This is a genomic window from Comamonas koreensis, from assembly GCF_021026195.1.
Classification (GTDB): Bacteria; Pseudomonadota; Gammaproteobacteria; order Burkholderiales; family Burkholderiaceae_C; genus Comamonas; species Comamonas koreensis.
In genome coordinates, this window is sequence record NZ_JAJNCT010000014.1 from 12811 (window position 1) to 37204 (window position 24394).

Below are 24394 nucleotides of genomic sequence, written 5' to 3' on the forward strand. Positions count from 1 at the left end.
GCTGCCAGCCATGAGCAACGTCACCTTTCACAGCGCAGACGGGATAGGCCGTATCTGCATCTCCCACCCGCCATTGAACCTGTTCTCGCACAGCCTGCTGACGGGGCTGAGCGCCGCGCTGGCGCAGTTTGAGGCCGATGCCTCGCTGCCGCTGCTGCTGATCTATTGCGAGGGCCAGTCTTTTGTGGCGGGCGCGGACATTGCCGAGTTCAACAACCCGGCCTTTTCTGCCGAGGCCATCAATGCGCTGCTCAACCGCATCGAGGCCCAGACGCGCCCTGTGGTGGTGGCCTTGCATGGCACGGTGCTGGGCGCCGGCATGGAGCTGGCCCTGGCCTGCCACTACCGCGTGGCACAACAGGGCACCAGGCTGGGCCTGCCCGAGGTGAAGCTGGGCATTCTGCCCGGCGCAGGCGGCACCCAGCGCCTGCCGCGCCTGGTGGGCGCAACGCTGGCGCTGGACCTGATGCTGAGCGGCCGCCCGGTGCCCGCGCAAGAGGCGCTGGCCAGCGGCATCGTCGATGCGGTGGAAGAGGGCGAGCCGCTGGCGTTGGGCCTGGCCTTTGGCCGCCAGCTGCTGGCCAAAGGCGGCCAGCTGCGCCGCCTGAGCGCGCAAACTGCCCCGCCCGGGGAGCACAGCCAGGCCATTGCATCAGCGCTGGAGGCTGCGCGCAAGAGCCCGCAGTACCCCGCCAAGGAGGCCATTGTGCAGTGCGTGCAGCAGGCGCTGACGGCTGACTTTGCCAGCGGCGCCCGCGCTGAGGCGGATGCCTTCAAACGCTTGCTGCCATCGGCGCAGTCGCGCGCACTGCGCCATCTGTTTTTTGCACAACGCCGCAGCCGGCAGATTCCGGGTCTGGAGCGGCAGGTGCCGGCCGGCAAGATCGAGCAGGTGGGCATTCTGGGGGCCGGCACCATGGGCAGCGGCATTGCGATGTGCTTTTTGAATGCCGGCATCCGCACCGTGCTGGTGGATGCCGCAGCTGCCGGGCTGGAGCGCGGGCTGCAGCTGATTCGCTCGACCTACGAAGCCCAGGTGGCCAAGGGCCGCATGGCTGCCGAACAGGCCAGTGCGCGCCTGGCCTTGCTGACTACCTCACTGGACGACCAGGCGCTGGCGCCCTGCGACCTGGTGATCGAGGCGGTGTTTGAAGACATGGCCCTGAAACTGCAGGTCTGCCGCCGTTTGGGCGAGGTCTGCAAACCCGGCGCCATCATCGCCAGCAATACCTCGACCCTGGATGTGGATGCGCTGGCTCAAGCTACAGGACGGCCTACCGATGTGGTGGGCATGCACTTCTTCAGCCCGGCCAACATCATGCGTTTGCTGGAGGTGGTGCGCGGCGCGCAAACCGCCCCGCAGGTACTCAAGACCGTCATCGACCTGGCCGGCAAGATCGGCAAGACGCCGGTGGTATCAGGCGTCTGCTTTGGCTTTATTGGCAACCGCATGGCCGAGGTCTACCTGCGCGAGGCCGAGTTCTTGCTGATGGAAGGCGCAAGCCCCGCACAGATTGACGAGGCGGTGCAGGCGCTGGGCCTGGCGATGGGCCCTTGCCGCATGCTGGACATGGCCGGGCTCGATGTGGGCGCCAAGACGGTCATCGAATGCGACAAGGCCGGCGGCCTGCCGCCCGATGCCAGCTACCGCGCAGTGGTGCGCAAGATGTTTGAACTGGGCCGCTTTGGCCAAAAAAGCGGCCTGGGCTACTACCGCTACGAGGGCCGCCAAGCGCTGCCCGACCCTGAGGCCGGCCGCATTGCGGCCGAGCTGGCGCAGGCGCATGGCATTGCCCAGCGCAGTGATATTGCGGCGCAGGAGATCGTGGAGCGCCTTCTGTACAGCATGGTCAACGAGGGCTGCAAGATTCTGGACGAGGGCATTGCCTACCGCGCCAGCGATATCGATGTGGTCTGGGCGGCCGGCTATGGCTTTCCGGATTTTCGGGGTGGGCCCATGTTCATGGCCGAGGAGATTGGCCTGGCGCAGATCGTGGAGCGGCTGGAGCACCAGGCCACAACGCGCGGCAACCGCTATGGCTACTGGACGGTATCGCCGCTGCTGCAGCGGCTGGCCGCACAGCGCCAGGGCTTTGACAGCCTGCAAGCCGCCTGAAGGCACGAAGACCGAAACCCATCAACATCTGAGAGCACCGCCATGAAAGACGCCGTCATTGTTTCCACCGCCCGCACGGGCATCGGCCGGGCCTACAAGGGCTCGCTCAACCACACCCGCTCGCCCCACATGATGGGCCACACTATCCAGCACGCGGTGGCGCGCGCCGGGGTGGACCCGGCGGAGGTGGACGATGTCGTGGTCGGCTGCGTGCTGACGGCGGGCACGGCCGGCATGAACCTGGCACGCAATGCCTTGCTGGCCGCAGGCCTGCCGATGAGCGTGGCCGGGCAGACGATAGACCGGCAATGCGCGTCGGGCCTGATGGCGATTGCCACCGCAGCCAAGCAGGTGCTGGTCGATGGCATGCAGGTGGTGGTGGCGGGCGGCTGCGACAACATCACGGCCGTGCAAACCCCCTATATGGAATGGGCCAGCCGCGAGCGCGACCCAGCCGTTATCGCCCATGCAGCCCATGCCTATATGCCGATGCTGCAAACGGCCGAGCATGTGGCGCGTAAGTACCGCATCAGCCGCGAGGCCCAGGATGCCTATGCGCTGGAGTCGCAGCTGCGCACCGCGCGCGCCCAGGCCGCCGGCCTGTTCGACCGCGAGATCGTGCCCTTCAGCACCCAGATGGCGGTGACCGACAAGCTCACCAAGGAAGTCAGCCTGCAGGACGTGACCCTGGCCCGCGACGAAGGCAACCGCCCCGACACCAGCCTGGAAGGGCTGGCCGCCCTCAAGCCGGTGATCGAGGGCGGCGTCATCACCGCCGGCAATGCCAGCCAGCTGTCGGATGGCGCCTCGGCCTGCGTGGTCATGGATTCGGCGCTGGCCGAGCGCCGGGGCCTGGAGGTGCTGGGCATTTACCGGGGCATGGCGGTAGCAGGATGCGCACCGGAAGAGATGGGCATCGGCCCCATCTATGCGATCCCCAAGCTGCTGGCCCAGCACGGGCTGGGCGTGCAGGACATTGGCCTGTGGGAGCTGAACGAGGCCTTTGCCTGCCAGGCACTGTACTGCCGCGACCAGCTGGGCATCGATCCTGAGCGCTTCAATGTCAACGGCGGCGGCATCTCCATCGGCCACCCCTATGGCATGACGGGCGCCCGCATCGCCAGCCACGCCTTGCTGGAAGGCCAGCGCCGGGGTGTGCGCTATGTGGTGGCCACCATGTGCGTGGGCGGTGGGATGGGGGCTGCTGCGTTGTTTGAGGTTGCGTGAGATGCAACTCGACTACGCCAGCATCCGCCAGACCCTGGATTTCTTGCTCTACGACTGGCTAGAGGTAGAAGCGCTCAGCCGCCATGCACGCTATGCCGGCCACGACCGCCAGACCTATGGCGCTGTGCTGGACATGTGCGAGCGCCTGGCCGCCGACAAGTTTGAGCCCTTCAACCGCCTGGTCGACCAGCAGGAGCCGCATTTTGACGGCCAGCACCTGCACCTGCCCGACTGCACTCCGGCGGCATGCGCCGCCTATGCCGAATCGGGCATGCTGGCGGCATCGCACGACTACGAGGTAGGCGGCATGCAGCTGCCCTGCGTGGTCGATATGGCGGCCAACAGCATGGTCTCGGCCGCCAGCATTGCCCTCAAGGCCTATTCGATGCTGACAGCAGCCAATGCCGGCCTGCTGATGGCCCATGGCACGCCGGCACAGCAAAAGGCCTTTGCGCTGCCCCAGCTGCAAGGCCGCTTTTTTGGCACGATGAACCTCAGCGAGCCGCAGGCCGGCTCCAGCCTGTCGGACATCACGACGCGTGCCGTGCCCGATGGTGGTGATTATGCCGACGACTCACTGGGCCCGCGCTACCGGCTGACAGGCCGCAAGATGTGGATCTCTGGCGGCGAGCATGCGATGGGCGAGAACATCGTCCACCTGGTGCTGGCCAAGGTGCCAGACGACAGCGGCCAACTGCCCGCAGGCGTGGGCGGCATCTCGCTGTTCATCGTGCCCAAGGTTTTGGTCGATACCGAAGGCCGGGTGACCGGCGAGCGCAACGACATTGCACTGGCCGGGCTGAACCACAAGCTCGGCTACCGGGGCACCGTCAACACCTTGCTGCACTATGGCGAGCAGGGCGGGGCCATAGGCTACCGCGTGGGCGCGCTGGGCGCGGGCCTGCAGTGCATGTTCCACATGATGAACGAGGCCCGCATCCAGGTGGGCCTGGGCGCCACGATGCTGGGCTACGCCGGCTACCTGCAATCACGCGACTATGCCCGCCAGCGCCCCCAGGGCCGCCCGGTGGCTGCCGGCCAGAAGGTGCTGAAGAACGCGCAGCAGCCCCAGGTGCCGATTGCCGAGCATGCCGATGTCAAACGCATGCTGCTGGCGCAAAAAAGCTATGCCGAAGGGGCGCTGGCGCTGCAGCTGTACTGCGCCAGGCTGGTCGACACCCAGCGCGCCGGCGCGCCGCAGCAGGCCGATGCCGCCCAGTTGCTGCTGCAGGTGCTCACCCCCATCGCCAAGAGCTGGCCCAGCCAGTGGTGCCAGGAGGGCAACAGCCTCGCCATCCAGGTGCTGGGCGGCTATGGCTACACGCGCGACTACGCGGTAGAGCAGCACTGGCGCGACAACCGGCTCAACATGATCCATGAAGGCACCCACGGCATCCAGGCCCTCGACCTGCTAGGCCGCAAACTGCGCATGGACGGCGGCGCCGCCTGGGCCTTGCTGCACGCCGAGATTGCACAAACCGCCGCCGCTGCCAGAACGGTCCCCGCATGCGCCCCCTGGGCCGACCGCCTGGCCACCGCCACCGAAACTCTGCAAGCCGCCACCGATGCCGCCTGGTCCAGCGGCAACGCCCAACTGGCCCTCGCCAACGCCACCGCCTATATGACGGCCTTCGGCCATGTCACCTTGGCCTGGCTGTGGCTGGATGTCGCTGTCAAAGCGCATGCAAGCATGCCAGCTGCCGATGCCGGGCAGCTGGCCTTTTTGCAGGGCAAGCTCGATTGCGCGCGCTATTTTACGCGTACGAGCTGCCGCTGGTGCAGGCCTGGCTGGCGCCGGTGATGGCGGGGGAGGGGCTGTTTTTGGAGGTGGATGGGAGGGGGTTTTGAGGGGGCGGGAGATGCCAAAGGGCGCGTTGATGAGGAATGGCTCGGGTTGCTTCTGCAAACCGCTCTAGGACCCTATGCAAAAATCCCTGCCGTGGTCTGAACCCGGGCTTGGGGGATCCGCGTCCATCCCATTGGGCGAGGGTTTTGCAGAGGATCTTCACAGAATAGGTCAGTCACAGCACTCCCGCGTGGAGACCGCTCAATCGCATCCCGTAGGCACCGCTGCGATGAAGACCGTTTGACGGTGCTTCATTTGCTCCCAGGCTTTGCCGGCAGGCAACCCATACCTTCCAAGGCAGCCTCCACAGCGTCATCCAGCGGCGTATGCGGTTCATGCCCGAGCGTTGCGACCAGCTTGGCGTTGTTCATCTCTACCCGGGTGGTCCACAAATAGCGCATCTCACGCAGCTCATGCAGTGTTGGTACAAAGGTAGCGGCAAGCGCGGTAAGCCACCAAGGGAAAGCTCTTACCTTAGGCCGGACTCCGCCGCGCTTGACGACGACGCGGCAAATTGCTTCGGCCAGCTGGGTGCCGTCGGCATCCCAATGGCCGGCCATGTGGAAGCTGGCAAAGGGTGCCAGCGTGTCGCGCCGTTCCGCCAGCTCCACCATCGTGCGGGCAACGTCAGGCAGGTAAGACCATTGATGTCCCACGCCAGGTGCGTTGGGAACGCTGATGGCCTTGACGGGGCGGCCCGGCTTTAGCATGCCCTGTGAGAACCAGCTATTGCCTGGCTTGGGTCCGAAGAAATCCCCCGCGCGCACCACAACCACCTTGCAACTTCCGCTGCTGGCCTGCTGCAGGCGCCGCTCCATCTCGACACGGATGGCTCCCTTGCGGGTGACGGGCTGTTGCGGTGAATCCTCACCTAAGGTGGGAAAGGCGCTGGGGCCATAGTTGTAGACGGTGCCCGGCAGCACGATGGTGGCGCAGTTTGCCTGTGCGGCGGCGATGGTGTTGTCCAGCATGGGCAGTACCAACTCACCCCAGCGAAGGTAGCCGGGAGGGTTGACGGCGTGGACGATGACGGAGCAGCCTTTGGCAGCGGCCAGCACGTTGTCCAAGCGCATCGCATCGCCGCGTACCCACACCATGCCGTCGCGCTGCTCAATGTGCTGCTCAGCGCTGCGGCGCAATGCGCGCACTGTCCAGCCTGCATCGCGTAGTTGCCGGGCTACTTCACCACCGATACCGCCAGTGGCGCCTAGAACCAAGGCCATGTTGCTTGCCATTTCAATACTCCTGAACCTGTTGCGATGCTGGGAGTTTCGGGCGAGCCCTGCTATTAAGCAATTGACTAACATGTGATAGACGCTATACATTTTTGTATGACTATCGACAACACCACTGAGATCGGCTGGGAGCTGTACCGTTCTTTCTTGGGCGTGATGGACGCGGGTTCACTGTCCGCTGCGGCGCGCGCCATGGGAATGGCACAGCCGACCGTGGGACGGCATGTGGTCTCGCTGGAAAAGGCGCTGGGCGTGACGCTATTTACCCGTTCGCAAACGGGGCTGCTGCCCACCGAGGCGGCGCTGGCCCTGCAGCCCTTGGCCCAGGCCATGCAACGGGCGGCCGCTGCGTTACAACGTGCGGCCAAAAGTCAAAGCTCGGGCATCCAGGGTACGGTGCGGGTGACGGCCAGTGAAGTGATAGGTCAAGAGGTGTTGCCACCGCTCCTGGCACAACTGCAGGACACCTATCCCGACCTGACGGTGGAACTGGTGCTGACCAGCCGCGTGCAGGACTTACTGCAGCGTGAGGCCGACATCGCTGTACGCATGACACAACCCCGCCAGGAGCAATTGATTGCGCGGCGCGTGGGGGTGATACCACTTGGCCTGCATGCGCATAAGCGTTATCTGAAAAAGCACGGCACTCCTGCCTCGCTGGCCGATCTGGCGCAGCATGCGCTGATTGGCTTTGATGAAGAGACGCCGTTTGTTCGTGCCGCGCGCAAAGCATTCCCAATCTGGAGCCGGGAGAACTTTGCGCTGCGCACCGATAACGATATGGCGCAGATGGCGCTGATCCGAGCAGGCTACGGTATAGGCGTGTGCCAAGTGAATCTGGCAGCTCGCGACCCCAATCTGGTGAACATATTGCCGGGAAACATACCGCTTAGCCTGGAGACTTGGATCACCATGCACGAAGATCTGCGCAACAACCCGAGTTGCAAGGTGACGTTTGATGCGCTGTTGACGGGGCTAAAGAGCTACATGGCTTCTTAGTAGGCCGATATAGCGCATGGCAAGGTGCGGTCGTTTGCCAATGGCGCAAGCAGCAGATTGAGATGAGCGGTGAATCAACACAGTCGTTGCCATTCGAAGGACGGCTTGAATTACGACCTCAAGGATCTGGTACCACTGACTCTTCAACTGAACCCACGGCCGCAGACTATCGCTAAGCAAAATCAATCCGCGCTCATCAGACGAGGCCGCACTGCCGAGGGCCCCTGAACTTTCATGTACTCAATCCTGATCTTGAAGCGCTGCTTCAGTGCTTGAAGTGAAGCTTCCAATTCGTGGGTGTCATCGGTCAAGGTTTTTACGATGAAGCGATCTGTTCCCGGATCGTTATGGGTAACTCTTATATATTCTGCTTATTGAACCAGTCCACATTCAATGTAGCAGAGTAGATTTTATTTTGGTGAGCTGAGCCAGCTTTTCCGTAAATAATGTAGGCATCGCATGATGTTACCGCAGAGTGCAAGCCTGCTTCAATGAGCATTGCATTGAAAGGGATGAAATCTCTCTTGGATAGATGACCTATACGAATTCCATCTATGATCACGGCGACTTCACCTCCTTGTATGCCTGGCGCATTTTCGGGGACAAGATAGGCGATGCAGTCTCTGTCGACTGAGTTGCAGAGGATGTCTCTCCTCAAATACGATGCATGGGATAAATATTTTGCGGGAGGTGGCCTTAACTCAACCTGTACTTTCCCCCCTTGACCCCAATGCATTTTTGCAGTTAGCTCCTCGAATTCGGTGTCATTTTTTCTACGCAATGGTAGTTTGGAGTTGTGAAAATGCTTGCGCCATATCGATCGAAAAATAAGGTAGCATGCTGCGCACAATGATAATATCGCAAGTAGCTTTTTAAAAGTCATTATGTCGGCTTGGTCACTACCAACTCTTGGGGAGGGTTGAATGCGGTGTAGTTTTAAAACCTCTGCAACAGGTTTACGAGCCAGCGCTCCTTAAAACTGTAGCCTGTCCTTTAATTCCCACTTGGTCGCACAATCGAGATGGGGTATTATCGCCATAATCCACTTTCCATTGGTCTTGAACGTCTGGATTGTTGGCAATGTAGATGACTCGGCCAATTTCCCCGGAGGGATGGCATAGTAGGTCTCCCTCAGTGATAACCTTGCCATTGTAATCAGGCCATGGCGCTATTTGCATTTGCAGTGATCCTTGAAGCCGAATAGGTATGCTAAATTATCAGTGGACCATTCTTGCCCTGGACGAAAGGCCTTGATTTGGCTATTTCGAATGTGCTAGATTAATTCCTTGCAGGCGCGCGTGATCGACGGCCTCTTTGGCCGTCTCGAATACGCTGGAGAAAATATAAATGGTGTCCTGGGCTATCGAACCCTGTCCAGACTTCAACGAGACGGCAGACTGGAATTTGCCATCGGGTTGTTCGCAGACGCCTGGGGAGATGAAATAACGGGAAATCTTTTTGGTATCTTTGACAAAATGGAACATGAGCGCGCGCTCCACGCGCTTAAACGGTGGAGCGTTGTGTGCCAGAAATAAATGCAGAAAGGGGAGATGCCAACCCTAGGGATTTATTGTGGCTTGGGAAGCTTGCCTAGGATGGTGTGTCGCAGGGCTTTATGGCCTGGAGCATTGACGGATCAAGGGGCAAGCATGCCCTGATCGGAAATTCAGGATAGCACAAAGATGGCTGATACGCGCATGAATCGCTAAAACGTGCCATGCGGCAAATCTTCAGCCTTTTTTGGCGGGCACGGTTTAAGGTTATTAAAAGGAGTAGTGTGGGGCTGCGTGAGCCGTTCTATTTCGTCATCTGAAACCAGGAGCCTATCTGTCAGCGAATCCTATCCCCATCTCTAGCCCCACCTTCTGGAAAACGGTCAAAGCGATGTTTTTCATCGGTGAAAAGACTTTGGCTCGACAAAAAACCGATAAAAATCCGCATGTGAATTTGAACGTATCCAGCTGTGCAGGGGTTCGCGTCACCTCGGACACCAATGAAGGCTGATGTGGACTGGTCTACCGCAATCCCCGATGCGCCGCATGCACTGGAGGAAGTGCTTCTTGCTACGGCGCATATACGTACTTACACCGGCGTTCAGCACCTCACCAATGCGTCCGGTTTTTTCTTCCGCCGTGACGCTCAATTGTTCTTGGTGACGAACCTGCATGTCCTGCATGATGAGCCAAGCGGCCATTTTCCTGATCGCATCGAAATCGCGCTGCATACGTCTGCTGAAGACCTCAGCAAGATTGCCATTTTTTCGATTCCCTTGTTTGCCGGTGGGGTCGCACTTTGGCGAAAGGCGATGGACACGGCAGGATTGGTGGATATAACTGTCATAGAGATCTCGCTTGATCGGCTGCCGGAGCAGACCCTGTTGCGAGCTTTTGACGTATCGCATCTAGAAGCAGCCGATGACGATGTGGCCATAGGAGATGGCCTGTCCATCGTTGGCTTTCCCCTGGGGTTCCACGACACTGTCCATTATCTGGCCGTGGCGCGTGGCGCTTCCATAGCGTCTGCCTACGGCGTACGTTTCCAGCGGCAAGGCTACTTTTTGACGGATGCCAGAACGCACCGAGGTAGCAGCGGCTCACCGGTGCTGCGGCGTCGGCGCATGGTCTCCAGCGGTCGCCCATTGCGTGCCTGGCAGTTGCTGGGCGTGCATTCCACCCGAATGGACATGCGAACGCGCGATGTGATCGAAGACGAGTCGCTCGGCTTGAATTGCGCTTGGTACGCGGACATTTTGCTCGTGCTTACCGCTTCGTAGTGGCCACCGGCCTGCAGCAAGCGTTACGCAATCCCTTGCCCTTGTCGGGCTCTGTGGCGGCACCGGCCGAGCCGGTTGCCTGCCTGATGGAAAAAGATTTCTTATGACCAAAGCCAAACAAAGCACCGTGCATCGCACCGTGCCGCAACAACAATGGGAACTCAAACGTGCGCAGGAGCGTATAACCTACCCGCTGGACCACGCGGGACCCATTCAGATGGATTGGCGCGATCGTGAGATCTACTCCGCCAAGGATCTGGACTACCGTGGCCGCACAGGGGCATTGGCGGCCAAGAGACCGTGACGATCGTGCCTGCGCTGAGGCAGCACGGCACCAATGGCCTGCTCGGCGTGGCTGCGGGTGTCGTTGAGTTTCATGGGGGCAGGCCCTTGTTATCCGTTGCCAGGCTGCGGCATCAATCCAGGTGGATGCCGCGTTCTTTGATCAGCTTGCCCCAGCGCGCCAGCTCCTGCTGCAGGTGCGTGGCCAGTGCCTGGGGCGTGCTGCCAATGGGTTCGGCGCCTACGCTTTCGAGCTTTTTGAGGGTCTCAGGCTGCTGCATCGCGCCGTTGAGCACCTGGTTGAGCCGGGCCACCACCTGGGGCGGTGTGCCGGCGGGTGTAAACACCGCGAACCAGGGCGATACCTCGTAGCCGGGCAGGCCAGCTTCGGCAATCGTGGGCACGTCGGGCAGTGCGGAGGAGCGCTTGGCCGTGGTTACGCCCAGCGCGCGCAGCTTGCCCGACTGGATATGGGGCCGCGCCGAGGTGATGCTGTCAAACATCAGATCGACCTGGCCGCCCAGCATGTCGGTAATGGCCGGGCCGCTGCCTTTGTAGGGCACATGCATCAGCTCCACCCCGGCGGTGGAGGCAAACACCTCACCGGCCAGATGGATGGAGGTGCCGTTGCCAGCGGAGGCATAGCTCAGTTTGCCGGGGCTGCGGCGCGCATGGGCCAACACATCCTGCACCGATCTGTCGGGGTTGCGCGCAGCATTCACCACCAGCACATTGGGCACCACCGCCAGCAGGCTGATGGGCGCAAAGTCCTTGATCGGGTCGTAGGCCAGCTTGGCGTACAGCGCCGGGTTGGTGGCCATGCCGATTGAGGTGATCATGATCGTGTAGCCATCAGCAGGCTGCTTGGCGACATAGTCGGCGCCAATATTGCCACCGGCGCCGGGCCGGTTCTCGACCACAAAAGGCTGGCCCAGCTCGCGCGCGGCGCGATCGCCCAACGTCCGGGCAATCACATCCATCGCGCCACCCGGCGGAAAGGGCACCACCCATTTGATGGGCTTGGCCGGCCAGGCGGCAGCGGGTTGCGCCATCGCGGCGCCTGGCAGCGCCAGGGCTGCCAGCAGCAGGGCCAGGGTTCTGCGTTGCATCGTCATCTGCATGTGCCTGTCTGCTTATCGGATGGAGGAGGGGTGCTTGGCCAAAGGCGTCACTGTTATCTGCATGTAGGGGAACAGCGGCAGCTGGCTCAGCGTGCTGTGCAGCTCGTCATTGCTGGCCACATCAAAGACGCTGTAGTTGGCGTACTCGCCCACCACGCGCCACAGGTGCGGCCATTGTCCGGATTCCTGCAGTTGCTGCGAATAGGCTTTTTCCGCAGCCTTGATGCGCGTGGCCTCTTCGGCGGGCACGCTGGCGGGGATGTTGACAACCATATGAACGAGATAGAGCATGGGTTTTTTCCTAGGGAGCGATCAAACGGCGGGGCGCACGGCAGCAACGACGACCTGGGGCGCCTCTTGCTTGTCACGGTAGTAAAGGATGAAGAAGCCGATCGCGAGCGCCGCCACCAGGCCCGGTACGGCAAACACGAGGAAGTTCATCTGCAGCGGCAGCGCTGCGGCCATCAGCCAGCCGCCCAGCAGCGGGCCCACAATGGCGCCGGTGCGCCCGACACCCGAGGCCCAGCCCAGCCCGGTGGAGCGGATGGTCTGCGGGTAGAACTGGGCGGTGTTGGCATACAGCAGGATCTGGGTGCCGATGGTGGTGGCGCCGGCAATGGCGATCAGTAGGTAGAGCACCGGCATGGGGCTGTTGAAGCCCAGCAGCGCGATGGCCACGGTGCCCAGCGCAAAGAAGGCCAGCACCACCCTGGGCAGGCTGAAGCGGTCACCCAGCCAGCCGCCGGCAATGGCGCCGACGACGCCGCCAAAGTTCAGCATCAGCAGGAACGACAGGCTCGATCCCAGGCTGTAGCCGGCCGTGGCCATCAGCTTGGGCAGCCAGGAGCCCAGCGCATACACCATCAGCAGGCAGCAGAAGAAGGACAGCCAGATCATGAAGGTGCCCATTGCGCGGCCCTTGAGGAACAGATCGAGCATGGGCACGCCTGCGCCCTTGGCATCGGTCTGCAGCAGCTGCACCTCGCTGCCCATGGCCACATCGGGCGCTACCTGCGACAGCATCTGCCGCGCCTTGGCCTGCTGGCCCTGGCGCAGCAAAAAGCCTACCGACTCGGGCAGCTTCCACAAGATCAGCGGCAGCAGCACCAGCGGCAGGGCTGCGGCCAAGAACATGGACTGCCAGCCAAAGCGCGGCAGCATGTAGATGCCCAGGCCCGCGCAGAGCACGCCGCCCAGCGAATAGCCGCTGAACATCAGCGCCACCAGGGTGCTGCGGGCGCGCTTGGGCGCGTATTCGTTGATCAAGGCCACGGCATTGGGCATCAGGCCGCCGCAGCCCAGGCCGGCGATAAAGCGGAAGATGCCAAACTCGGTGGGCGAGGTGGCGAAGCCGCTCATGAAGGTGGCGATGCTGAACAGCACAAAGCTGATGGCCACGCCCTTTTTGCGGCCGATGCGGTCGGCCAGCGGGCCAAAGATGAAGGCGCCGAACATCATGCCGAACAGCGCATAGCTGCCCAGGGCGCCGGCCTGCACCGGCGAGAGGCTCCACTCCTTCATCAGCACCGGCAGCACGGCGCCGTAGATGAACAGGTCATAGCCATCAAACACCAGCAGCAAGCCGCATAGCAGGGTGACCATCCAGTGGAAGCGCGTAAAGCGGGCGTTGTCTATGACCTGGTTGACGTCCAAGGTTTTCATCTCTGTCTCCTTTTATAGGGGCTGGGTTGTTCAGCCCGGTTTGGCTTCATGGGCCGGTATCACTGCAATGGCCTTGATCTCCACGATGTAGCCGGGCGCGCCGCCCAGCATGTGTGCGCCCACCGCCGTCCAGGCGGGAAGCGGGTGGATGTGCAAAAAGCGGTTGCGCACCTGCATGAACAAGGGCAGGTCGCGCATGTCGGTGTGAAAGCTGGTCAGATCGACCACATCGGCCAGGCTGGCGCCTGCGGCCTCCAGCACCAGCTGCAGGTTGGCAAAGGCCTGCGTGATCTGGGCTTCGCGGTCTTCGACCAGCTGCAGGTCGGGTGTGCGGCCGATCTGGCCGGATACATAGACGGTGTTACCGACCCGGATGGCCGGGGCGTAGCCGATCTGCTCGTACACCGCCTCCATGCCGGACGGAACAATGGCTTGGCGATCAGTCATGGTGTCTCCTGGGTCCGCGCATCGCTGCAGCCTTGCAGTGCAGTGCGGGCGCGGTTTTTCTTTTTCAGAGTGGGTTGGGCGGAGGGCGGCGGGCTGCGCTCAGCCGTTGTCGCCACCGGCTACCGGCAGCACCGCACCGGTGATGTAGGCTGCCTCGTCGGAGGCCAGAAACAGGATCGGGCCGACCTGGTCATCGAGGCTGCCGTAACGCTTGAAGTAGTTGGACTCGGTCACCTGCTGCACGGCCTCGCGCATCCAGGTCTGCTCCTGTGGGCTGTCGCCCGCAGCATTGCGCGGCACCCGCCGGGGCGGCGCATGGGTGCCGCCGGGGGCGGAGGCGACGACGCGGATGTTCTGCGGTGCGTATTCCATCGCCAGCGATTGCGTCAAGGCATTGACGCCACCTTTGGCGGCCGAGTAAGGCACCCGGCGAATACCGCGCGTGGCGTTGGACGACACATTGACGATGGTGCCGCCGCCGCGTGCCAGCAGATGCGGCAGCACGGCATGGCAGGCATAGAGGGTGGGCATCAGCGAGCGGCGGATCTCCGCATCGATCTGTGCGGGCTCGAACTCGGCAAAAGGGCGCATGCGGATCGCGCCGCCCACGCCGTTGATGAGGATGTCGATGCCGCCAAACAGCTGCGCGGCCTGGGTCATGGCGGCCTGCGCGCCTTCGTAGGTTTCCAGGTCGGCCACCAGGCCAGCGGCATTGGGGCTGCCCGCCTCGGCCGCCACTTCGGCAATAAAGTCGGCCCGGTCGACCAACAGCACCTTGGCGCCTTCGGCCACGGCGCGCAGCGCCACGCCCCGGCCAATGCCCTGGGCCGCACCGGTTACCACCATCACCTTGCCAGCAAAGCGCTGGTAGCTTGCGGCTTGCAGGGGCGCGTTCATGCCAGGGCCTCCGCCACGGCGGCCACCGGCTGGGTGGGCGTGAACTTCTCGTAATGGATGTTGGCGGGCACTATGCCTTCGGCCTTGAAATGCTTTTGCACCGCATCCACCATGGGCGGTGGGCCGCAGAGGTAGACATCGACATTGCCGCCATGCAGCGCCTGGGCGGGCAGGTGGTGGGTGACATAGCCCTGGCGCTCATGCCCGGTTTGTGGATCGGCCACGCAAGTGCTGAAGGTGAAGCCCGGGATCTGCAGCGCATAGGCCTGCAGGCGTTCGACCAGCACCAGGTCCGCATCGCGGGTGACGCCATAGACCATGTGGATGGGCTGGGTTGCTCCGTTGCGGGCCAGCACCTCCAGCATCGACAGGAAGGGCGCCAGGCCCGTGCCGCCCGCCAAGAACAGCAGCGGCCGTGTGACTGCGCGCAGGTAAAAGCTGCCCAGCGGCCCGGTCATCTGCAGCGGCTCGCCCTGGCTGGCGCCCTGGAGCCAGCTGCTCATCAGGCCGCCGGGCACCTGCTTGATCAGAAAGCTCATGCGGCCATCGCCAGGCGCGGAGCTGAACGAGTAGGAGCGGTGCTGGCTGCTGCCCGGCACGCCGATATTGACGTACTGCCCGGGCAAAAACGCGGGTGCGGCCTCTGCCACATCCAGCACCAGCTCATAGGCGGCATCGCCAAAGGGCTGCACTGCGCTGACTGTGGCGCTGAACTTGCCGGTGCCGGTCTTGCAGGCGGTCGAGGGTACCGGCACGGCGACCACGCAGTCGGACTGCGGCACCATCTGGCAGGTCAGCACCAGGCCTTGGCTGGCCTCGTCTTCGGTCAGCGCGTCGTCGATGTAGTCGTCGCCCAGGTCGTAGGTGCCGCTTTCGGCCTTGCACTTGCAGGTGCCGCAGACGCCGTCCGAGCAGTCCATCGGCAGGTTGATGCGGTTGCGGAAGGCGGCGTCCAGCACTTTTTCGTGGGCGCCGCAGTCCACAAAGCGGGTGACCCCGTCCTCAAAGTTCAGGGCAATGCGATAGCTGTTCATGGTGGTCTCCTGGCGTGTCAGATGTGGTAGACATCAATGACCTGGCGGATGTAGTCGTTCTTGAGGACGATCTTCTTGCGGGCGATGAGGAAGCTGTCAGCCACTTTGCGCAGGGTCAGAAAGACCGTGCCGAAGAAGTGATCGGTCTGCTTGTAGCGGTGGCTGAGCGTGTGAAAGTTGTAGCGCAGCTCCACCGTATCGGCCTGCTCGGCCAGCACTTCCACATTGCTGATCATGTGGTTGGTGCGCGGCTCGGGCATCGACGCGCTGGAGCGCTCGGTCTTGATGCGGAAGACCCGGTCCTCCAGCCCATTGCGGTTGGGGTAGTAGATCAGCGAGATCTGGCTGTGCGGGTCGTCGGTGAGCTGGTCATCGTCGTCCCAGGCGGGCATCCAGTACTCGGCGTCGGGCGCGTAGAGCGCCAGCCAGGGCTCCCATTCGCGGTCATCCAGGTAGCGGGCCTCGCGGTACAGAAAGGCGCAGATGGCGCGGTGGTCGACCGTGTTGCTGTGGCTGTCGGTGCTCATGGCTGGGCTCCTGCGCGCTCTTGCTGCACGGCCTTGCGCATGGTCTTGGCCCAGTAGTCGTGCTGGCAGACAAACAGGCCTTCGTCCTCGCTGCGCTCACCGCTGAGCAAGGGGCTCATGCCCATCTTCTTCGCGTTCTCGTCGGGGCCCTCGATCCACAGCGGCGCGCCACGGCTCATGTCGTTCCAGCGCACTGCGCTGCCGGCATAGCCTGCCTGGCAGGCGCGGAACTCTTCCAGGTCATCGGCCGTGCCCATGCCAGAGACGTTGAAGAAATCCTCGTACTGGCGGATGCGGGTGGCGCGGTCTTGTGCGCTTTCGCCCTTGGGGCCAAAGCAGAAGATGCTGATCTCCGTCTGGTTCACGTTCAAGGGGCGGGCCACGCGGATCTGGGTGCCGAACTGGTCCATCAGGAACACATTGGGGTAGAGGCAGAGGTTGCGGGTCTGGCGCACGATGAAGTCCGCGCGCTCCTGGCCCACGCGCTGGGCGAGTTCCTCGCGCTGGTTCCAGATCGGGCGCACCTCGGGGTTCAAGGTGTTGGTCCACAGCAGGATGTGGCCGTTCTCGAAGCCATAGACGCCGGCGACCGACTTGCTCCAGTTGTTGGCATCGGTGGCCTTGGTGCCTTCGGCATTGCGGCGGCTCATCGTCGCGGCATAGTTCCAGTGCACGGAGCTGACGTGGTAGCCATCGCAGCCGTTTTCCATCTGCATCTTCCAGTTGCCGTCATAGATGTAGCTGGAGTTGCCGCGCAGCACTTCCAGGCCTTCGGGCGCCTGGTCCACGATCTGGTCGATGATGACCCGGGTCTCGCCCAGGTAGTCTTCCAGCGGCTGCACATCGGCGTTGAGGCTGCCAAACAGAAAGCCCCGGTAGTTCTGGAAGCGCGCCACCCGGGTCAGGTCGTGCGAGCCGTTCTTGTTGAAAGTGATGGGGTACTCGGTGGTCTTCTCATCCTTGACCTTGAGCAGCTTGCCGGCGTTGCTGAAGGTCCAGCCATGGAAGGGGCAGGTGAAGCTGCCCTTGTTGCCATGCTTTTTGCGGCACAGCATGGCGCCCTTGTGCGCGCAGGCATTGATCACCGCATGCAGCTCGCCTTGCTTGTCGCGGGTGATGATGATGGGCTGGCGGCCGATCGACGTGGTGTAGTAGTCGTTGTTGTCGGGGATCTGGCTCTCGTGTGCCAGGTAGACCCAGTTCGATTCGAACAGGTACTTCATCTCCAGCTCGAACAGCTCGGGGTTGGTGAAGATGTCGCGGCGGCAGCGGAAAACGCCGGCGTCCTTGTCGTCTTGCAGTGCCGTATCCAGCAGCTGTTCGACGGCGCCGAAGCGGTCGGTAGAGGCAATCGTGGTCATGGTGAGGTCTCCTGGGGTACTGCTCCGCCTCGCAACGCGGATCGCGGCGCGAATGGCTGGGGGAGGGAGGATGGGGTAGGGGCGGGGGCACTGCCTGCTCGGCACCCCTGCCGTGGGGCGTCAGGCGATCAGGCCGCCAGGCGTGGGCGTTCCACGATCTGGTTGTCGACACCGCCGACCAGCGCGCTGAGCCGGATGTCGAAGACGATCTCGGCAAAGGGCCCGCTCAGGCCCTGGGCGCGGATGCTGGCCTCATCGCTGCGCTCGGTCAGCGGGGGCACCAGGCCTTCGCGGGTAGCGTAGGCAAAGTCGTCAAACACCAGCGGGTCGCCATCGATGTTGATCTGCGTGGTGAGCTTGCGGTGGCCATCGGCCGTGACGAAGAAGTGGATGTGCGCGGGGCGGTTGCCATGGCGGCCCAGCTGGTTGAGCAAGGCCTGGGTGGGGCCATCAGGCGGGCAGCCGTAGCCCATGGGTACGATGCTCTGGAATTTGTAGCGGCCCTGTGCATCGGCAATGATGGTGCGGCGCATGTTGAACGGCTTTTGCTCGCCGGTGGGGTCAAAGTGCGAGTAGAAGCCCTTGGTGTTGGCATGCCAGACCTCGACCTGCGCACCGGGCAGCGGCTGGCCATCGGCGCCGTAGACGGTACCGTGCATGATGAGGGTGTGGCCAGCGGTGTCGCTGCCGTCATCGAGGCGGCCATAGCCTTGCACCACGGGGGCGCCTGCCACGTAGAGCGGGCCTTCAATCGTGCGTGGCGTGCCGTTGGCCACGCCCAGCGCGGCGTCTTCGGCATCCATGCGCATGTCAAAGTAGCGGTCCAGCCCCAGGCCGGGCGACAGCAGGCCTGCCTCGCCGCGCGCGCCGAGCTGGTTCAGGTAGGCAACGCCGGCCCAGTATTCGTCGGAGGTGATGTCCAGGTCTTCAATGGCCTTGAACAGGTCGGACAGGATGCGGTGGATGATCTGCTTGGTGCGCGGGTTGCCACCGTCCTGGTTGAGGCCGCTGGCCAGACGCAGAAAATCCTGCACGTCGGGGGTGTTGAAGATAGGGGCGCTCATCGTAGTCTCCTTGTCGTAAATTCTTGGGGTCAATCTATCTGTCTATCCGGCTATCCGTCTATCGCATCAGGCGGCCACCGGCACGCTCACACAACTGCGGTCCCTGCGGAAGTGCCGCACGCGGTCTTCATCCAGTGTGATGCCCAGGCCCGGTGCCGTGGGCACCGTCAGGTGGAAATCCTTGTACTCCAGCGGCGTGGCCAGAATCTCTTCGGTCAGCAGCAGCGAGCCAAACAGCTCGGTGCCCCATTGCAGCTCGCGGAAGGTGGAGAACGCATGGGCCGAGGCGATGGTGCCCACGCCGCCTTCGAGCATGGTGCCGCCATACAGTTCGATGCCAGCCGCATCGGCAATGGCAGCCACTTGCTGCGCAGCCTGCAGCCCGCCCGATTGCTCGGTCTTGATCGCAAACACATCGGCGCCGGCAACCCGCGCCAGTGCCAGTGCCGAGGCCGGGCCGGTCAGCGATTCATCGGCCATGATCGCAATCGGATAGCGGCCTTTGAGGCGGGCCAGCACATCGGCGCTGGCCACCGGCTGCTCGGCCAGCTCGCAGCCCGCATCCACCAGGCCGGCCAGACCGTGGTGCGCTTCCAGCTCGCTCCAGGCCATGTTCACATCAACCCGCACCGAGGCCAGATCGCCCAGCGCCTTCTTGATGGCCGCCACGTGGGCCACATCATCGCGCACCGCCTTGCGGCCGATCTTGAGCTTGAAGATCTGGTGGCGGCGCGTCTCCAGCATGCGCTGGGCTTCTTCAATGTCGCGGCCGGTGTCGCCCGAGGCCAGGGTCCAGGCCACAGGCAGGCGGTCACGCAGGCGGCCGCCCAGCAGCTCGGACACCGGCAGGCCGGTGCGCTGGCCGAGCGCATCGAACAGCGCCGTCTCGACCGCGCACTTGGCAAAGCGGTTGTCGCGGATGGCCTGGTTCAGCCGCGCCATCAAGGCGGGCACGCGGTTGGCGTTGGCGCCCACCATCTGCGGCACAAAATAGGTATCGATGGCCAACTTCATGCCCTCGGGCGATTCGGCACCATAGGCCAGGCCGCCAATGGTGGTGCCCTCGCCAATGCCCACCGTGCCATCGGAGCAGCGCACGCGCACCAGCATCAGGGTCTGGCCATTCATCGTGGCCATCGACAGCTTGTGGGGGCGGATGGTGGGCAGATCGACCAGCAAGGTCTCCACCTGTTCGACGACAACGCAGCCTGCTGCCGTATATGCCGCAGGTCGGGCGCTGTCTTGGAGTGGGTGTGTGTTTTGCATGGATGCTATTGAACGACGCAGTGCGCCACTTGATCCAACACCGAATTTGTCTTGTTTCATACCTTGCAGGTATGGTGTGAGGTTTGAATATTAAAAAACAATGACTTAAAATCGCTACATTCCCATATCTATGGTTTTCCCTGATGGATCTGCGCCATATCCGGTATTTTGTGGCCGTAGCCACTACCCGCAACTTCACCCGCGCGGCTGAGCAAATGCATATTGCGCAGCCGCCGTTCAGCCGCCAGATCCAGCAGCTGGAGGACGAGCTGGGCGTGCAACTGATCCAGCGCAACAGCCGCCCGGTGCGTCTGACCGAGGCCGGCCGCCTCTTCTATGAGCAATCGCTGCAGGTGCTGCAGCGGGTGGACCAGATGAAAAGCGCGGCCCGGCAGGTGGGGCTGAACCAGCGGCAATCGATCTCGATCGCCTATGTGGCCTCTACCTTGTATGGCGGCCTGCCGATGCTGGTGCGCATGTTCCGCAAGCGCTACCCCGATACCGACGTGCACCTGGTGGACATGGGCTCGATCCAGCAGATCCAGGAGCTGCGCTCTGGCCGCATCGACCTGGGATTTGGCCGCATCCGCACCAATGACACCTCGGTCGCGCGCACCGTGCTGCGCGAAGAAAAGCTGGTGCTGGCCATTGCGCCAGGCACCCCGCTGGCCGCCGACACCGGCCGCATCCGCCTGCCCGCGCTGGCAGGCCAGCGCCTCATCGTCTACCCCAAGGACCCGCGCCCCAGCTTTGCCGACCATGTGCTGGGCCTCCTGCATGACCAGGGCATACAGCCCGCCGAAGTGCATGAGGTGCGCGAGCTGCAGGCCGGCCTGGGCCTGGTCGCCGCCGAGATGGGCGTCTGCATCGTGCCCGCAGCGGCACGGCTGCGCTCGGACCTGGTCTACCGCCTGATCGACGACGAGCGCGCCACCTCACCGATCATCCTGAGCCACCGGGTCAATGACGACTCCTGGTACATCGCGGCGATCAAGGAGCTGACGGCCGAGATGTACGCGCAGAACCCGCCCTGGCTGGATTTTGAGACGAATGCGTTTCCGGCGCGGGAGATGTATGGGCGTGTTGGAAAGCGGTGAGGGGATTGCTGCGCTGTTGGATCTCGGTTGTTGCGGCCGTTGATTTACGGATTCTTCGCGGCCCACCAGGCGCTCAAGCGGACCCGTAGATGGGCGGCTTAGCTTTATCATGCGGCGATGAACATAGAAACTACGGCACACCTGCAACAGCTCATCGCTGAAGAAATTCAGTCTGCGGACGGAGACGAAGTTGTAGCTAACATTTATGAAGTCGTACACAAAATACGCCTGCTAGAGCAACCTCGCCAAGTGATACCGATCATCTTTCGTTGGGCTGAGGAAAATCATTCAAACCTTATCGATGTTGAGCCATTTCGGCTTTTTATCGAGGAGCAGGATGACTATGTTCCGGCCCTTGAGGAATCCATCAGTCGCAAGCCCACGGGACTCACCACTTGGATGGCTTACCGGCGCGCAAACGGCGAGACAGATCGCTCCAAAGTAAATTATTGGATAGCAGTACTTCAGAAGGTTTTGCTGCACCCACTGGCCGATGAAGAGTGCAAACAACAGACAGAGAATTTTATTTCTATTCAAATCAAGCGGCATGTCTAAGTATGGCGGCTCTGGGCCGGTGCTGCGGCCGGCAGCTACTGGCCACTTACTTCATTTGAAGATCGCGGGTTGTTGACAGCGCAGCGTCTTCAATCTGAACCTCGGACGGGTAGTTCTCTATCACCTGAACGCATTCAACTGGGCACTCCGGATAAATCCAATGCGCCCAGTTGGCGATGATCCAATCGGTGGAAAGGGCCTGTACATTCGGCGCCTTGGCATCTACGGGCAGCTTCACAAGAATGTGGCCGGCCTTGTAGCCTGTGGTGACGATGAATGCAAAGCCGCATGGTGATTCGTGGTCGACCACCACCATAAAGTCAACGACATTCTCATAAGGCCAAACGGCCTTGAGGCAGCGAAACACTGTACCTCGATAAATAAGCTGGGACGGCCAACTCGAAAGTGGGCTCCAACTTGCCTTCGCTCCACCGATCGCTGGTCCTTTTGTGCTCATATGGCTTTACTCTACACCGTCTGTTGCTGCCCGATGCTGAACGGCCAATCACCAGCAGGAAAATCCGGTGGAACTGCAAGCCGGCTGTGCCACTGCAGCCATTGGTAGCGACCACCCCCATCAATGCATCGCCCGTTCAGCCAGCAGCAGCAACGCGATGCCAACCATCAGCGCCCCTGACACACGAGATACGACCAGTGCCGCGCCTGGGCGTGTGCCCAGCACGCGCTGCGCTGTGAAGCCCACGGCCAGATACACGCCGCAGCAGCTCAGCGCATGCACGACGCCCAGCACCATGATCTGCAGTGCGACGGGCCATGCACTCTCGGCGTGTACAAACTGCGGCAACAACGCCAGGAGCAAGAGAATCAGCTTGGGATTGAAGCCGCTGATACCTGCGCCCTTGCATGCCCATTTCCATCCTCCCCCCACCAGCGCGGACTGGGCACTGACGCTGGCCGCAGGGCTGCGCAGCATGGCCACGCCCATCCAGAGTAGATAGGCCGAGCCGGCCACCGTGAGCACCGTCAACACCTCGGGGTGGCTGGCGACCAGCGCGCCAACGCCTGCGGCCACGGCCGCAGTGGCCAGCAAGGCACCACAGGCCAGACCGACGACCGCTGCGCAAGCCAGGCGGCGCCCCCGCAGGCCTGCAGAAATGACATAGGCCCAATCGGCCCCCGGGGTGATCACCAACGCAAACGATACCGCCCAGAAGGCAGCTACAGCGGTCAAAGGCACAGTACTTCTCTCGTCAAACAAAGGAGAGAAGGATAGGCAAGATGTAGCAGAATGTGCTCTCAATAAATTCCGATAAACATGAGAAAACTGGAAGCTATTAAAGAATGAATGCACTGGATCGGAAAATTCTTGCAGCGCTGGCGCTGGACGGGCGCTTGAGCCTCACCGACTTGGCTGCGCAGGTGGGGCTGAGCTTGTCCTCTTGCCATCGCCGTGTGCGCACCTTGGAGGACGCGGGTGCTATCCGCGGCTACCGTGCCGATCTGGCACCTGCGGCACTGGGTTTGGAATTTGCCGCCATCGTGTTCGTCACGCTCAACAGCAGCAAGGTCGTGCGCGATTTTGAAAAAGCGGTCGCCGAACTGGACAACGTGATCCAGGCCCAGCGGCTCTTTGGCGATCCAGACTATCTGCTGCAGATCGTCGTCAAGGACTTGCCTGCTTTTCAGAAGCTCTACGACGAGAAGCTGACGGCCTTGCCGGGGATGCAGCGCATGACCTCGACCTTGGTCATGAAGGATGTGGTGATCAACCGCCCGCTGACCTCGGCGTTGAGCTGATCGGCATCGTCAGGCACCGACAACCAAAAACCACGCAATGCGATGCTGACCTTGAACGGCAAGTTCTAAGCCATCGACGACGAAAAAAGAGCCTGCGGCGCAGGCTGTTGATTCAAGGTCTTTTGTTGACGTTGCAGAGCTGCCGCTCACAGGGCACGCCGTCGTTGTCGCCGTCCATCTTGGTGTCGGGGCAGTTCTTCAGAAAGAACTTGGCCTCTTGGCACGAGGTCATTTGCGAGCAGTGGGTGCGGCCATCGCATTTGAAAAGTGGGTGCGGCGCACTGGGCGCTGGTGCCTCTGGCGCCTCGGGCTCGGAGAGCACGGGCTCGGAATCCCGCAACGATGCGGCCTGCTGCTGCGTATAGCGGCTGTAGACCGCCCAAACGGCTAACACGATCAGCAAAGAGATGATAGGCCTTGACACGGTCTCTCCGACATTATGTGAATGAGTGTAACGGCAACACGCGATGCTGCGCCTGTATAAGGCTGGGGGTAAGCACTGAGGTGGGGTGGATCAGTGCCGATGGAGTGGTCCGCCCGGCCTGGCCCGACCTTGTGCGCGCCCATTGCCACGGCGCGGACTACGCAGTGCCATGTACCGCCTTTTGATCACGCGGCACCGTCGAGCATGGTCGGCCGCGCCCGTTCCCAGACCGGCGGTGGAACCGGCAACACCAAGCACCCAGACATGGCAGCCGAAACCACGCACAGCTGGGTGCCTGGCGACGCTGGCCCGCGTTGCACGTAGGTTGTGAACCTGGGCGCAGCCGTGCAGGGCGGCGGCCGCGTTGGCTTTGGCGCGGTATTGGCTTGCACCGCGCTGGCGCTCGCTGGGTGGAGGCGGCGCCAACGGCATTCCCACCCTGGTTACCGAGGTTAGGTGCCGCTCTCACCCATGCCGGGGGGTAGAGATGAGGGTTCTCCCCAGCACCAATTTCAGGCATTGACAATTTGTTACATGCGCTCGATAGTGGCTGCGTTTTTCAGCCCGCGCAGCGATCTGGTGATCCTGCGCGTGAATTTGATCTGCACTGGCAGCCTTGCGAGATCCCTGTGACAAGCCTCCAACAGACGGGCTGGATGGCTGGGACCGCCAGGTGTCTCCCTATGTGGCGGTAAGCAACATC

At 62.4% G+C, this 24394-nt stretch carries 24 protein-coding genes; 9 read left to right on the forward strand and 15 right to left on the reverse strand.

Annotated elements, in window-relative coordinates:
- The first annotated feature begins 10 nt into the window (after nt 1–10).
- Genes LPW39_RS13330 through LPW39_RS13340 form a run of 3 tightly spaced genes read left to right on the forward strand, consistent with a single transcriptional unit; the run spans nt 11 to nt 5144 of the window.
- Nucleotides 11–2116 carry a 3-hydroxyacyl-CoA dehydrogenase NAD-binding domain-containing protein gene (locus tag LPW39_RS13330; protein WP_230775602.1) on the forward strand — a complete coding sequence of 702 codons (2106 nt, stop codon included), beginning with the start codon at nt 11–13 and terminating at the stop codon, nt 2114–2116.
- A 42-nt stretch (nt 2117–2158) separates the two neighbouring features.
- Nucleotides 2159–3343 (forward strand): acetyl-CoA C-acyltransferase, encoded by a 1185-nt coding sequence (locus LPW39_RS13335; RefSeq protein WP_230775604.1) that lies wholly within the window; start codon nt 2159–2161, stop codon nt 3341–3343.
- Between the two features lies 1 nt (nt 3344).
- On the forward strand, nt 3345–5144 hold the full coding sequence (locus tag LPW39_RS13340; protein ID WP_330166615.1) for an acyl-CoA dehydrogenase: 1800 nt from the start codon (nt 3345–3347) through the stop codon (nt 5142–5144).
- A 296-nt stretch (nt 5145–5440) separates the two neighbouring features.
- Here the strand turns inward: LPW39_RS13340 and LPW39_RS13345 are convergent, their stop codons facing one another.
- The gene (locus LPW39_RS13345) at nt 5441–6424 is read right to left on the reverse strand and encodes an NAD(P)H-binding protein (protein WP_230776009.1); all 984 of its coding nucleotides are present in this window, start codon (nt 6422–6424) and stop codon (nt 5441–5443) included.
- Nucleotides 6425–6520: 96 nt separating this feature from the next.
- Here LPW39_RS13345 and LPW39_RS13350 point away from each other — a divergent pair, with 96 nt between their 5' ends.
- On the forward strand, nt 6521–7423 hold the full coding sequence (locus LPW39_RS13350) for a LysR family transcriptional regulator (protein ID WP_230775606.1): 903 nt from the start codon (nt 6521–6523) through the stop codon (nt 7421–7423).
- A 1259-nt stretch (nt 7424–8682) separates the two neighbouring features.
- On the opposite strand, the gene LPW39_RS13355 is transcribed toward LPW39_RS13350, so the two are convergent.
- On the reverse strand, nt 8683–8907 hold the full coding sequence (locus tag LPW39_RS13355) for a hypothetical protein (RefSeq protein WP_230775608.1): 225 nt from the start codon (nt 8905–8907) through the stop codon (nt 8683–8685).
- Nucleotides 8908–9428: 521 nt separating this feature from the next.
- Here LPW39_RS13355 and LPW39_RS13360 point away from each other — a divergent pair.
- Nucleotides 9429–10196, forward strand: a complete 768-nt coding sequence (locus tag LPW39_RS13360) for a trypsin-like peptidase domain-containing protein (protein WP_230775610.1) — start codon at nt 9429–9431, stop codon at nt 10194–10196.
- A gap of 103 nt (nt 10197–10299) precedes the next feature.
- Nucleotides 10300–10500, forward strand: a complete 201-nt coding sequence (locus tag LPW39_RS13365) for a hypothetical protein (protein ID WP_230775618.1) — start codon at nt 10300–10302, stop codon at nt 10498–10500.
- A 112-nt stretch (nt 10501–10612) separates the two neighbouring features.
- Here the strand turns inward: LPW39_RS13365 and LPW39_RS13370 are convergent, their stop codons facing one another.
- The 10 genes from LPW39_RS13370 to LPW39_RS13415 all read right to left on the reverse strand — a co-directional run bounded on the left by LPW39_RS13370 (nt 10613) and on the right by LPW39_RS13415 (nt 19857).
- The gene (locus tag LPW39_RS13370) at nt 10613–11593 is read right to left on the reverse strand and encodes a tripartite tricarboxylate transporter substrate binding protein (RefSeq protein WP_230775620.1); all 981 of its coding nucleotides are present in this window, start codon (nt 11591–11593) and stop codon (nt 10613–10615) included.
- 18 nt (nt 11594–11611) lie between these two features.
- Nucleotides 11612–11890, reverse strand: coding sequence for a muconolactone Delta-isomerase (gene catC / locus LPW39_RS13375; RefSeq protein WP_230775622.1), 279 nt, complete (start codon nt 11888–11890; stop codon nt 11612–11614).
- 21 nt (nt 11891–11911) lie between these two features.
- The gene (locus tag LPW39_RS13380) at nt 11912–13261 is read right to left on the reverse strand and encodes an MFS transporter (RefSeq protein ID WP_230775624.1); all 1350 of its coding nucleotides are present in this window, start codon (nt 13259–13261) and stop codon (nt 11912–11914) included.
- 30 nt (nt 13262–13291) lie between these two features.
- Nucleotides 13292–13708 carry a RidA family protein gene (locus tag LPW39_RS13385; protein ID WP_230775626.1) on the reverse strand — a complete coding sequence of 139 codons (417 nt, stop codon included), beginning with the start codon at nt 13706–13708 and terminating at the stop codon, nt 13292–13294.
- A 99-nt stretch (nt 13709–13807) separates the two neighbouring features.
- Entirely contained in the window at nt 13808–14605 is a 798-nt protein-coding gene (gene benD / locus LPW39_RS13390) for a benzoate diol dehydrogenase BenD (protein ID WP_230775628.1), read from the reverse strand.
- Nucleotides 14602–15639 carry a benzoate 1,2-dioxygenase electron transfer component BenC gene (benC, locus tag LPW39_RS13395; RefSeq protein ID WP_230775630.1) on the reverse strand — a complete coding sequence of 346 codons (1038 nt, stop codon included), beginning with the start codon at nt 15637–15639 and terminating at the stop codon, nt 14602–14604. The genes benD and benC overlap by 4 nt, the downstream gene beginning before the upstream one ends.
- Before the next feature lie 17 nt (nt 15640–15656).
- Nucleotides 15657–16166 (reverse strand): benzoate 1,2-dioxygenase small subunit, encoded by a 510-nt coding sequence (benB, locus tag LPW39_RS13400; RefSeq protein WP_230775632.1) that lies wholly within the window; start codon nt 16164–16166, stop codon nt 15657–15659.
- Nucleotides 16163–17527 carry a Rieske 2Fe-2S domain-containing protein gene (locus LPW39_RS13405; RefSeq protein WP_230775641.1) on the reverse strand — a complete coding sequence of 455 codons (1365 nt, stop codon included), beginning with the start codon at nt 17525–17527 and terminating at the stop codon, nt 16163–16165. Before LPW39_RS13405 ends, benB begins: the two co-directional genes overlap by 4 nt.
- A gap of 128 nt (nt 17528–17655) precedes the next feature.
- The gene (gene catA, locus LPW39_RS13410; protein WP_230775649.1) at nt 17656–18591 is read right to left on the reverse strand and encodes a catechol 1,2-dioxygenase; all 936 of its coding nucleotides are present in this window, start codon (nt 18589–18591) and stop codon (nt 17656–17658) included.
- A gap of 66 nt (nt 18592–18657) precedes the next feature.
- Nucleotides 18658–19857, reverse strand: coding sequence for a muconate/chloromuconate family cycloisomerase (locus LPW39_RS13415; RefSeq protein WP_230775657.1), 1200 nt, complete (start codon nt 19855–19857; stop codon nt 18658–18660).
- A 143-nt stretch (nt 19858–20000) separates the two neighbouring features.
- On the opposite strand from LPW39_RS13415, the gene LPW39_RS13420 reads away from it, so the two are divergent.
- Nucleotides 20001–20954 (forward strand): LysR family transcriptional regulator, encoded by a 954-nt coding sequence (locus LPW39_RS13420; protein ID WP_230775659.1) that lies wholly within the window; start codon nt 20001–20003, stop codon nt 20952–20954.
- A gap of 117 nt (nt 20955–21071) precedes the next feature.
- Complete coding sequence (locus LPW39_RS13425; RefSeq protein WP_230775661.1) at nt 21072–21509, forward strand: hypothetical protein; 438 nt, start codon at nt 21072–21074, stop codon at nt 21507–21509.
- Nucleotides 21510–21555: 46 nt separating this feature from the next.
- Here the strand turns inward: LPW39_RS13425 and imm45 are convergent, their stop codons facing one another.
- Together imm45 and LPW39_RS13435 are read right to left on the reverse strand one after the other, a co-directional pair.
- Nucleotides 21556–21966: an Imm45 family immunity protein gene (gene imm45 / locus LPW39_RS13430; protein WP_230775668.1), complete on the reverse strand. Its 411-nt coding sequence runs from the start codon at nt 21964–21966 to the stop codon at nt 21556–21558.
- A 120-nt stretch (nt 21967–22086) separates the two neighbouring features.
- On the reverse strand, nt 22087–22707 hold the full coding sequence (locus tag LPW39_RS13435) for a LysE family translocator (protein ID WP_230775670.1): 621 nt from the start codon (nt 22705–22707) through the stop codon (nt 22087–22089).
- Nucleotides 22708–22811: 104 nt separating this feature from the next.
- On the opposite strand from LPW39_RS13435, the gene LPW39_RS13440 reads away from it, so the two are divergent.
- Nucleotides 22812–23267: an Lrp/AsnC family transcriptional regulator gene (locus LPW39_RS13440; protein WP_230775672.1), complete on the forward strand. Its 456-nt coding sequence runs from the start codon at nt 22812–22814 to the stop codon at nt 23265–23267.
- Nucleotides 23268–23379: 112 nt separating this feature from the next.
- Here LPW39_RS13440 and LPW39_RS13445 read toward each other — a convergent pair whose 3' ends face one another.
- Complete coding sequence (locus LPW39_RS13445) at nt 23380–23661, reverse strand: excalibur calcium-binding domain-containing protein (protein WP_230776011.1); 282 nt, start codon at nt 23659–23661, stop codon at nt 23380–23382.
- Between the last annotated feature and the right edge of the window lie 733 nt (nt 23662–24394).